We start from the raw sequence: 1,174 nt of genomic DNA on the forward strand, positions 1-1,174 counted from the left end.
GGGGTCGATCCTGTAGCATCCGCAATATTAGGATCTGCTTTTTTCTCTAAAATATAGGTTACCAGATCTTTGTTATATTTTACGGAAAGCCCCGACAACGCAGTTCCTTCACGGCTTTTATAATTTACATCTTTCACATTGTCCATCAAAAATTTGGCAACGTCTACATTCCCTCTGTAGCAAGCCAGAATTAAAGGAGAAAAACCGCTTTCATTAGTTTGGTTAATGATGTTCGGATTCTGTTTCATCATGTCCTTCACTTCAGCAACTGTACCGCTTCTTGCCACATCAAAAATAGATTTTGCTTTTTCCTGAGCAGTTGCCAAAGTAAAACTGAGAAACATTCCTAACAATAAAATTAATTTTCTCATTGTTTTGTAAGAACATAATTGTATTGAACATTCACGTTTTCAGCAATCTTTTTAGATACCATTTTCGGAATGGTTACTTTATGATCTGCGGTCTTGGCTACAAATCCTCCCGACATATAAATTTTTCCGTCTTTGACATAAATGGTTGCCGCAGAATTGTACGCCTTATCTACTCCATGAAAATTTAATTTTCCCTGAACGGTATATTTTTGTGGCGTTGCGGATAATTTGGATTTATCAAAATTCAGAATTTTTCCGGTGAAGGTTGCTTTTGGATATTTTGCGGTTTCGGCATAGCTTTCATTGAAGTGCTCTTCCATTAATTTTGTTTTGAAATGGAAGTTTTTCACGACAGAAACTGATGCAAAATCTCCTGTATCAGCATTGATTACCGCGACATTATTGTCGTCCTGTGCAAAAACATCTTCAAATAGAGGTACAGATGCTTCAAACGTTACTTTCCCTGTTTTAGCCATATACTTTTGCGCAAAAGCAAAATTGGTAAAGAATAACGCTGTAATAAGTAAAACTAGCTTTTTCATTTTAAATTTTTAGTTTTCGAGAAGCCCGTCGGCTTTCCATTTCGTGATGATCGTAATTTGTGAAGGCGATAAACTTCCTCCTTGAGGCATTTTCAGAGGGTCTCCATTGGCGCGGCTTATTCTGTTGATGACATTATCTATATTTGCTTTCACCTGAGAATAATTTGAAAGAGCCTGAACTCCCGGTGAATGACAACTGACACAATTGGCATCAATAATGGGCTTTACGTCTTTATTGTAAGTTACCACTTCCGCAATCGG

3 protein-coding genes are annotated in these 1,174 nt (G+C 37.1%); all 3 read right to left on the bottom strand.

The features are described from left to right. Positions 1 to 371: ankyrin repeat domain-containing protein (locus DD829_RS16265; RefSeq protein ID WP_133240949.1), on the bottom strand; the 371-nt coding region annotated here is incomplete at its 3' end. Further along, entirely contained in the window at positions 368 to 913 is a 546-nt protein-coding gene (locus tag DD829_RS16270; protein WP_108411575.1) for a YceI family protein, read from the bottom strand. The genes DD829_RS16270 and DD829_RS16265, both read right to left, overlap by 4 nt. Before the next feature lie 9 nt (positions 914 to 922). Next, on the bottom strand, positions 923 to 1,174 hold a 252-nt coding region (locus DD829_RS16275; RefSeq protein ID WP_133240950.1), incomplete at its 5' end, for a c-type cytochrome.

The organism is Chryseobacterium sp. HMWF035, from assembly GCF_003094695.1.
In the GTDB taxonomy this organism is placed as follows: Bacteria; Bacteroidota; Bacteroidia; order Flavobacteriales; family Weeksellaceae; genus Chryseobacterium; species Chryseobacterium gambrini.